Consider the following 8,499-nt stretch of genomic DNA (forward strand, 5'->3'; position numbering starts at 1 on the left):
AAGGCCTTGAGGCCTTTGGCGGGTGGGGGTTCGGGGAAGGGCAGAGCCCTTCCCGATCCGCCGTCACAACCGAGGCCGCGCCGCCTCCGCCGCGATCGCCGCGCCCGCGCCCAGCACCATCAGCAGCGCCATCGGCCGCGGCGTCCCGTCCGCGAGCGCGCCCACCAGCGCGCTGCCCAACGCCGCGCAAGTGAATTGCAGCGTGCCGAGCAGGGCCGATGCGCTCCCGGCCCGCGCGGGGTGCCGGGCCAGAGCACCCACGGCCGCGTTCGGGAAGACCAGCCCGGTGCAGGCCAGGCCAACCGCGGCCGGGATGAAGATGCCCATCAGCCCGCCGATGCCGGTTACGGCGAAGACGGTCAGCACCAGGACGGCCGCACCCGCCAGCCGGATGGCGAGCATCGGTACCCGCCCCGCGCCGAAGCGCTGCAGCAGCCATGGGTTCAACTGCGACGCGCCGATGAAGCCCGACGCGCTGACGGCGAAGAGCAGCCCGAATTGCGTCGGGTTGAGTCCGAAATACTCGATGTAGACACCTGGCGCGCCGCTGATGAAGACGAAGACCGTGAACATGGCCATCGCGCCCATCACGGCGTGGGTGATGAAGCTGCGCTCCCGGCCGATCTGCCAGAAATCGGCGATCAGGGCGACGAAGGACCGGCGCGCGCGGCGATCGGGCGGCAGCGTCTCGGGCAGCAGGCGCCAAGCGAGGAGGCAGGACAGTCCCCCATAGACCGTCGAGAACCAGAAGATGCTGCGCCAGCCGCCCACTCCCAGCAGCAGGCCGCCGAGCGTTGGTGCGAGGATTGGCGCCGCGCCCATCACCAGCATCAGCTTGGACATCAGCCGCGCGGCCGCGAGGCCCTCGGCCAGGTCGCGCACGATGGCGCGCGGGATGACGGCGCTCGCCGCACCCCCGAAGGCCGCGACGCAGCGCCAGAAGGCCAGCATCGCCATGTCGTTGGACAGCGCGCAGCCGATCGAGGCCACCGTGTAGATCGCCGTGCCCACCAGAAGCGGCGTCCGCCGGCCCAGCCGATCGGCGAGCGTCCCCTGGACAAGCTGGCCCGTCGCCAGGCCGACGAACCATGCGGCCAGCGTGATCTCCACGCTGCCGCGCGCGGTGCCGAGTTCGGCCTCGATTGCCGGGAAGGCAGGCAGATACATGTCCGTGGAAATCGGCCCGACCGCGGTCAGGAAGCCGAGCAGCAGCGGTAGCCAGGCCGGCATGAAGCATCCAATCGTAGGGGAGCGGGCAGTCGCGCCCAATGCCGTGCAAGGACGGCGCCAGCCGCAGGTGGTTCCGCCTGCCCGGGCCGCAAGGGGACCGGGCACGGCCGCTCAGTACATGGTCTGTTCGAGCCGCGCCGGCGCGTCGCGGTCATAGGCCGCGCTGTCGAGGTCGCGCCCGCTGTGGGAGGCGATGAGCTGGCCCATGGTGGGCAGGCCCGTGGGCCGCGCCTTCCCGTCCCACAGGCGCGACCGCATGATCGACTTGGCGCATTGCATGAACAGGTCCTGCACCGTGACGACCAGCACGGTGGTCGGCGTCTTGCCGCGCTCCGGGAAGCGACCGGTCAGGGCGGGATCGGCGCTGATGCGGGCGGTGCCATGGATGCGCAGCACCTCCGACGCGCCGGGGACGAAGAAGATCACCGAGACGCGGCTGTCCTCGAGGATGTCGCGCAGGGCATCGAGCCGGTTGTTCCCGCGTCGGTCCGGGATCAGCAACGTGCCGTCCGGTTCCACCGCCACGAAGCCCGGCGCATCGCCGCGCGGCGTTGCGTGGACGCCTCGGCTGCCCACCGTGGACAGCACGCAGAAGGGGGAGGACGCGATCCAGGCGCGTGCGGTCGCCTCAATGCGGGGCGAAACCTTCTTTACGGCGAGTTCCAGCGGCTCGGCATAAAGGGCGCGGAGCTGGGCCTCGGTGGTGACGGCAAAGGGATCGGCGGGGGTCTGCGTGTCCATGGTCCGGCAGTGTGGCCCGGTCCGGGAGCCTCGCGCCAGCCCGGCGCTTGCCCCTGGACCGGCCGGGCCGGTAAAAGCCCCGCCATTCCATCGACACCGAAATTCACGAGAGGGGGAGGCGTATGGCCGGCCACTCGCACGCCAAGAACGTCATGCACCGCAAGGCGACCCAGGGCGCGAAGCGCGCCCAGGCCTTCGGCAAGCTGATCCGCGAAATCACCGTCTCCGCCAAGACGGGCATGCCCGACCCGGCGATGAACCCGCGTCTGCGCGCCGCCGTGAAGGCCGCGCTGGTGGCGAACATGACGCGCGACACCATCGACCGCGCCATCAAGCGCGCCAGCACGGCCGGCCAGGGCGAGGATTACGAGGAGGTGCGCTATGAGGGCTACGGCCCAAATGGCGTCGCCATCATCGTCGAGGCGCTGACCGACAACCGCAACCGCACCGGCGGCGACCTGCGCTCCATCTTCAACAAGAATGGCGGCGCGCTGGGCGAGACCAATTCGGTCGCCTTCCAGTTCGAGCGCAAGGGCGTGCTGCGCTACAAGCCGGATGTCGCCTCGGCCGACGCCATGCTGGAAGCCGCCATCGAGGCCGGCGCCGAGGATGTGGAATCCGACGAGGAAGGGCATGAGGTGTCCTGCTCGGTCGAGGATTTCGCCGCCGTGCGCGACGCGCTGGAAGCGGCCTTCGGCCAGGCCGAGGCGGCGAAGCTGGAATGGTGGCCGTCGACCACCATCGACCTCGACGAGGACAAGGCGCGCGAGATCCTGAAGCTGGTGGACGCGCTGGACGACCACGACGATGTGCAGAACGTCTATGCCAATTTCGAGGTCGACGAGGCGGCGGCGGAGCGGCTTTCGGCGGCGTGACTGCCGGGCTCAGCCGCCTCGGCGCTGCGCGTCCCGCAGCGCCCGGAAGCCGATGCGGCGCACGCCGTGCTGCGCGATGTCCTCCGCCAGCGACGGATCAAGGAGCGATTGCGCGTCGTCTATCCGCAGCGCGGCCGAGGCCGGGCTGCATCCGCGCAGTTCCTCCCCGTCGAGCGCCGGGTGCGCGAAGATTTCGGTGACGCCGGGTGCGAGCCGCGGCAGCGCCGCGCGCAGCGTCGGGCCCGCCGGCGTCGGCCAGGCGTAGAGCATCTGCTCGTTGAACAGGATGCCGCGGGCCGTGGCGCGTTCGCGCGCCCCGAAACCCTGCCGGGCGCAATCCTCGGCCGAAGCCATGCGGACCGGCAGGCCGAATTGCGCGGCGAGGTCGAGATAGACCTCGAACAGGTCGGCGCGGTCCTGCATGACGCCCATATGCGCGTCGAGATGCGTGACATCCACGCCCCAGGACAGCGCTGTCTCGATCTGCGCCAGGCATTCCGCGCGGGCGTCTTCGGGGGTAAGGCGATCCAGCGCTTCGGCGGCGCTGCGCGGCAGGAAGCCCCGCGCATCATGCAGCGAGGCCCCTTGCGTCAGCCCGCGCCAGCGGCAGCCCTCATATTCGCTGGTCAGCGTCAGATGGATGCCGAGCGGGAAGCCGCGGCAGAGCTGCACCGCCTCCGGCGCCCAGGGGCAGGGGACCATGAGCGTGGCATCGGTCGCGATCCCCTCGGCGAGCGCGCGATGCGTCGCGAGATTCGCGGCATGGCTTGATCCGAGATCGTCGCAATTGACGATGAGGAGCCGCGCATCGGCATCGAAGCCCAGGCGCGCCGCCAGTCTGGAATCCATGCCTGCATTCCCTGCCATCCGTGGCGCGAGGCTAATGCGGGGCGGCGGTGCCGGCCATGGCGGGGCTTGGCAGGCGCGGCTCTGCTATGAAGGCGCCATGCGGCCACGTCCGATTCGCATCCTGGGCCTCGACCCCGGCCTCCAGCACACCGGCTGGGGGCTGATCGAGCATGACGGGTTCCGGTTGCGCTTCGTCGCCGAAGGCGTGGTGTCCACCTCCGCCGCCGAGGATCTGCCGGACCGGCTGCTCGCCCTGCATCGCGGGCTGGCCGCCATGATCGACCAGCACACGCCGGACGAGGCCGCGGTCGAGAACACCTATGTCGCGCGCAACCCGGATTCCGCGTTGAAGTTGGGGCAGGCGCGCGGGGTGGTCGTGCTGGCGCCGGCGCTCGCGGGGCTGGCGGTGGCGCAATACGGCGCGATGGAGGTGAAGCGCGCCGTGGTGGGCAACGGGCATGCGGCGAAGGAACAGGTGCAGGCGATGGTGAAGCACCTGCTGCCCGGCGTGACCTTCAAGCGGGCGGATGCCGCCGATGCGCTCGCGGTGGCGATCTGCCATGCGCATCACCGCCATTCCCGCCAGGCGCTGGCGCGGGGATACCAGCCGGCATGATGCGGTTGTGCCTGACGATTGGAGGGGCTTTGCCCCCCCAAGCTACCCCGCCCGGGTTCCCATCGACGTTGCGAGGCGACGTCAATGGGGCCCCTGGATGCCCTGCATCCTGGACTGCCGGCACCTGGTGCCGGGCAGGGCGCGCGCGTCGCCGTGGTGGGCGCCCGTCCGGCGCGGCGCCAGGATCACGACGGGCGCAAAGGCCGCATGGCCTGTCGGGACGCCCTTTGCGCCGCTCGCCAAGTGACGGTTTCCAAAGGCCTTTCGGCCTTTGGTGGGGGAGGTCCGGAGGGGGCAAGGCCCCCTCTGGTGTGCGCTGCCCATGATCGGTGCGCTGAAAGGCCGTCTCGACTCCACCCATGACGGCGGCTGCGTCTTCGACGTCAACGGCGTCGGTTACCTGCTGTCCTGCTCCCGCAAGACGCTCGATGCCCTGTCGGGCAAGGACGGCGTCCAGCGCCTCCTGGTCGAGACCCGTGTCAGCCAGGATGCCATCACCCTGTACGGCTTCGCCGATGCCGCCGAGCGCGAGGCCTTCCGTGCCCTGATCGAGGTGAAGACGGTCGGCCCGCAGAAGGCGCTGATCGTGCTGTCCTCGCTGACGCCGGATGGCTTGGCGCGGGCGATCGCGGGCAAGGAGCGCAAGCGCCTGTCCGAGGTGAAGGGCCTGGGCGCCGCGACCGCGAACCGCATCGTGGACGAACCCGCGATGCAGAAATGGGCGGTCGGCCGCGCGACGCCCGAGGCGGATGGCGAGGGCGCGCTGCCCGCCGCCCCGCCGGAACAGGGGGCGGAAGCGGATGCGATTTCCGCCCTGGTCAATCTCGGCTGGAAGCAGCCGCAGGCGGCTTCGGCCATCGCGCGGGTCGCGAAGCGGTTGGGGGAGGGCGCGACGCTCGACGCGCTGATCCGTGACGGGCTGAAGGAGATGGCGAGGTGAGCGACGACCGCCTGACCTCCCCTGAACGCCAGGAAGACGATTACGGCGAGCACGCGCTGCGCCCGCAGACGATCGGCGATTTCACCGGCCAGCAATCGCTGCGCGAGAACCTGACCGTCTTCATCGCCGCGGCGAAGGCGCGGGCGGAACCGATGGACCATGTGCTGTTCCACGGTCCGCCAGGCCTCGGGAAGACCACTCTGGCGCAGATCGTGGCGCGGGAACTCGGCGTGGGGTTCCGCGCCACCTCGGGGCCGGTGTTGCAGCGCTCGGGCGACCTCGCGGCGATCCTGACCAACCTGCAGCCGCGCGACGTGCTGTTCATCGACGAGATCCACCGCCTGCAGCCGGCGATCGAGGAGACGCTCTATCCGGCGATGGAGGATTTCGTCCTCGACCTCATCATCGGGGAGGGGCCGGCGGCGCGCACCGTGCGCATCGACATCCCACCCTTCACGCTGATCGGCGCGACGACCCGGGCGGGGCTGCTGGCCACGCCGCTGCGCGACCGCTTCGGCATTCCGCTGCGGCTGGTATTCTACACGCCTGAGGAACTGCACGGCATCGTCACGCGCGGCGCGCGCAAGCTGCACTTCGCGCTGTCGGAGGATGGCGCGATGGAAATCGCCAAGCGGTCGCGCGGCACGCCGCGCATCGCCGGGCGGCTGCTGCGCCGGGTGCGCGACTTCGCGATGGTCGAGAACCGCACCGCCGACCGCGCCATGGCCGATGCGGCGCTGCAACGGCTGGAGGTGGACGCGCTCGGCCTCGATGCCATGGACCGGCGGTATCTGCGCCGCATCGCGGAACACCATGGCGGCGGGCCGGTCGGGATCGAGACGCTGGCCGCGGCGCTCGCCGAAGGGCGCGACACATTGGAAGAAGTCGTCGAGCCCTTCCTGATCCAGGAGGGCCTGGTCCTGCGCACCCCGCGCGGGCGGATGCTGGGGGATCGCGGCTGGCGGCATCTTGGGCTGACGCCGCCGGCCGCGCTCGCCGCGCAGCTCGACCTGTTGCGGGATTCGGAGTCGTGACGCAAGCGGAACCGGAATCGCTGGACAAGATCCACCGATACAACCTACGCGTGTATTTTGAGGATACCGATGCCGGCGGGGTGGCCTATCACGCCCGATATCTGGCCTGGGCGGAGCGGGCGCGCACCGAATCCTTGCGTGCCATAGGTTTGCCGCACCAATTTATGATGGAACGTCACAATGCGTTGCTGGTGGTGCGGCGCGTCGAAGTGGAGTATTGGCGGCCCGCCCGCCTGGATGACCTGGTGGTGATCGAAAGCGTGATCCGGCGGGTGACCGGTGCGCAAATCCTTGTCAGCCAGACCGTCCGTGCGGTCGCCGAGGATAGCGGCGCACCCGGCGAAAGGCTGGCGGGGCTGAAGATCGGCCTGGTCTGCGTGGGGCAGGAAAGCCTGAAACCGGTGCCTCTGCCCGAACCGTGGCGGACGGTGCTGCGGGATCTCGTTGTAGCCGAGGCGACCGGCTGATCGCCGCGGATCGTGTTGCAGGCGGCGCAAGCCGCGCAGGCCCCGGGCGGGGCGGGAAAGGAGATTGGGCGTGGACGGTGTGACCGCTCAGGCTTTGGGACAGGCTGCACACGACCTGTCGCTCTGGGGGCTGTTCCTCCAGGCGGACTGGATCGTGAAGACCGTCATGATCGGGCTGCTCTTCGCCAGCATCTGGGTCTGGGCGATCGTTTTCGACAAGGTCACCTCGATCCGCCGCGCCAACCGCGCCGCCGACGCCTTCGAAGACCGCTTCTGGTCGGGCGGCAGCCTCGATGACCTCTATGCCAAGGAAGGCGAGGAGCCGACCCATCCGCTCGCCGCCGTCTTCGGCGCGGCGATGCGCGAATGGCGCCGGTCGGCCGGCAACGGCGCGCTGCTCGGCGGCGCCAAGGAACGCGTCGAGCGCGCCATGGGCGTGACCATCGGGCGTGAGATGGAGCGGATGGAACGCTGGATGGTGTTCCTCGCCTCGGTCGGCTCGGTTGCGCCCTTCATCGGCCTGTTCGGCACGGTCTGGGGCATCATGAACTCCTTCGCGGCCATCGCGGGGATGCAGAACACCAACCTCGCCGTCGTCGCGCCAGGCATCGCGGAAGCGCTGTTCGCGACCGCGATCGGCCTGGTCGCGGCCATCCCGGCGGTGCTCGCCTACAACAAGATCTCGACCGATCTCGCGCGCCTGGCCGGGCGGATGGAATCCTTCGCGACCGAGTTCGCCGCCATCCTGTCCCGCCAGACCGAGGTCGCGGCGAACGACAAGGCCGCCCCGGCCGCGACGGCGGCGGAGTAAGGCGATGGCCAGTCCGCTCATCGGCGGTCGCACCAACGGGCGATCCCGCTATCGCCCGTTGGCCGAGATCAACGTCACCCCGATGGTCGACGTCATGCTCGTGCTGCTGATCATCTTCATGGTCGCGGCCCCGCTGATGACCGTCGGCGTGCCGGTCGACCTGCCGCGCACCGCGGCGTCCCCCCTGAACCAGGAGACGGAGCCGCTCACCATCTCGGTCGATCCCCAGGGGCGCGTCTTCCTGCAGGAGACCGAGGTGCCGATGGAGGAACTGGTGCCCCGCCTGCGCGCCATCATGCAGAACCAGCCGCAGGGTGCGCCGGAACGCCGCATCTTCGTGCGCGGTGACCGGGCCATCGCCTACGGCAAGGTCATGGAAGTGATGGGGACCATCGCCGCCGCCGGCTTCACCCGTGTCGCGCTGCTGGCCGAACAGCCGGGCGGTGCCGCGCAGCCGGGCAGCACGCCCGCGCCGGCACCGGCCCGCCGCCCCGGCGCGCAGTAGCGCAACTGAGGAAAGGGAGCGGAAGGGTGGGCACGCCCTCCTGGACCGCACGGATGGACCTGAACCGCTGGGGCATCGTCTCGGCGGGCATGCACGTGCTGATCCTCGTGATCGGCACGCTTTTCGTGCTCGCCCGCCCGATCCCCGAGCCCGAGGAGCAGGGCATCGCGGTTGAACTGGTCTCCCCCGGCCCGCCGCAGCTCGCCCAGGCCGATGTGCAGCGCCCGATTCCGGCGCCGCCTTCGCCCAATGCCACGCCGGAGCCACCGACGCCCGAACCTCCGGCGCCGGAACCGCCACGCAATACGCCGCCCGAGCCGCCGCCGCCGCCACCCCCGCCGCCGCCGGCACCGGCCACCGCGCCGACGCCGCCTTCGCCGCAGCAGGCCCCGCCCACGCCGCCGACGCCGCCGCCCGCGCCCTCCCCGGAC

At 70.6% G+C, this 8,499-nt stretch carries 10 protein-coding genes and 1 pseudogene; 8 read left to right on the top strand and 3 right to left on the bottom strand.

Features of this window, described 5'->3' with window-relative positions; genetic code table 11:
• Nucleotides 1-63 precede the first annotated feature (63 nt).
• Nucleotides 64-1,230: a multidrug effflux MFS transporter gene (locus KPL78_RS24620; protein ID WP_219765619.1), complete on the bottom strand. Its 1,167-nt coding sequence runs from the start codon at nt 1,228-1,230 to the stop codon at nt 64-66.
• Between the two features lie 111 nt (nt 1,231-1,341).
• Nucleotides 1,342-1,971, bottom strand: a complete 630-nt coding sequence (locus KPL78_RS24625; RefSeq protein ID WP_219765620.1) for an MSMEG_1061 family FMN-dependent PPOX-type flavoprotein — start codon at nt 1,969-1,971, stop codon at nt 1,342-1,344.
• Between the two features lie 122 nt (nt 1,972-2,093).
• Between KPL78_RS24625 and KPL78_RS24630 the strand changes: the two genes are divergently transcribed.
• Nucleotides 2,094-2,846, top strand: coding sequence for a YebC/PmpR family DNA-binding transcriptional regulator (locus KPL78_RS24630; RefSeq protein ID WP_219765621.1), 753 nt, complete (start codon nt 2,094-2,096; stop codon nt 2,844-2,846).
• A 9-nt stretch (nt 2,847-2,855) separates the two neighbouring features.
• Here the strand turns inward: KPL78_RS24630 and KPL78_RS24635 are convergent, their stop codons facing one another.
• On the bottom strand, nt 2,856-3,695 hold the full coding sequence (locus tag KPL78_RS24635) for a ChbG/HpnK family deacetylase (RefSeq protein ID WP_219765622.1): 840 nt from the start codon (nt 3,693-3,695) through the stop codon (nt 2,856-2,858).
• Nucleotides 3,696-3,792: 97 nt separating this feature from the next.
• On the opposite strand from KPL78_RS24635, the gene ruvC reads away from it, so the two are divergent.
• From ruvC to KPL78_RS24670, 7 genes and pseudogenes are all read left to right on the top strand, one after another.
• Nucleotides 3,793-4,311, top strand: a complete 519-nt coding sequence (gene ruvC, locus KPL78_RS24640; RefSeq protein ID WP_219765623.1) for a crossover junction endodeoxyribonuclease RuvC — start codon at nt 3,793-3,795, stop codon at nt 4,309-4,311.
• Between the two features lie 322 nt (nt 4,312-4,633).
• Complete coding sequence (gene ruvA, locus KPL78_RS24645; protein WP_219765624.1) at nt 4,634-5,251, top strand: Holliday junction branch migration protein RuvA; 618 nt, start codon at nt 4,634-4,636, stop codon at nt 5,249-5,251.
• Nucleotides 5,248-6,285 (top strand): Holliday junction branch migration DNA helicase RuvB, encoded by a 1,038-nt coding sequence (gene ruvB / locus KPL78_RS24650; protein WP_219765625.1) that lies wholly within the window; start codon nt 5,248-5,250, stop codon nt 6,283-6,285. Before ruvA ends, ruvB begins: the two co-directional genes overlap by 4 nt.
• A complete protein-coding gene (locus KPL78_RS24655) occupies nt 6,282-6,752 on the top strand; it encodes a YbgC/FadM family acyl-CoA thioesterase (protein WP_369412845.1) in 471 nt (156 codons plus the stop codon). The genes ruvB and KPL78_RS24655 overlap by 4 nt, the downstream gene beginning before the upstream one ends.
• A gap of 70 nt (nt 6,753-6,822) precedes the next feature.
• A complete protein-coding gene (gene tolQ, locus KPL78_RS24660) occupies nt 6,823-7,563 on the top strand; it encodes a protein TolQ (RefSeq protein WP_408904495.1) in 741 nt (246 codons plus the stop codon).
• A 4-nt stretch (nt 7,564-7,567) separates the two neighbouring features.
• Nucleotides 7,568-8,068, top strand: a complete 501-nt coding sequence (gene tolR, locus KPL78_RS24665; protein ID WP_219765627.1) for a protein TolR — start codon at nt 7,568-7,570, stop codon at nt 8,066-8,068.
• 26 nt (nt 8,069-8,094) lie between these two features.
• Nucleotides 8,095-8,499, top strand: a pseudogene (locus KPL78_RS24670) (hypothetical protein); the annotation flags it as partial.

Origin of the sequence: Roseomonas alba, from assembly GCF_019430885.1 — a bacterium.
Lineage (GTDB): Bacteria > Pseudomonadota > Alphaproteobacteria > Acetobacterales > Acetobacteraceae > Neoroseomonas > Neoroseomonas alba.